At 42.0% G+C, this 274-nt stretch carries 1 protein-coding gene; it reads right to left on the bottom strand.

Annotated features, from left to right (window positions below):
- Nucleotides 1-39 precede the first annotated feature (39 nt).
- A partial coding sequence (locus R0J87_RS20205) for a helix-turn-helix transcriptional regulator (RefSeq protein WP_498888487.1) occupies nt 40-274 on the bottom strand: 235 nt, incomplete at its 5' end.

The raw sequence follows: 274 nt of genomic DNA, 5'->3' as shown, positions 1-274 counted from the left end.
AGCCAGATCTCAAGCATATTTTTATCCAGTTGAAAGTTGTTAGCGTGTTATTTGTAATTGATATTGTTTAGGTGTCATGCCGTAACTTCGTTTGAATCGGCGGTTTAAATGGCTGATATCAGAAAATCCGCAATCTGTTGCGACATCAATCACGGACTCGCCCGTCTCCAGTGCTTTTCGTGCATGGTTAATCCGGCAATTAATTACGTATTGATGGGGTGTAATCCCAAACTGGGAGCGAAACAGCCGTATAAAATGGTACTTCGACATAGTG

It is taken from the genome of Halomonas sp. SIMBA_159, from assembly GCF_046536035.1.
Taxonomy (GTDB): domain Bacteria; phylum Pseudomonadota; class Gammaproteobacteria; order Pseudomonadales; family Halomonadaceae; genus Vreelandella; species Vreelandella venusta_A.
This window is presented reverse-complemented; position numbering and strand designations above follow the sequence as displayed.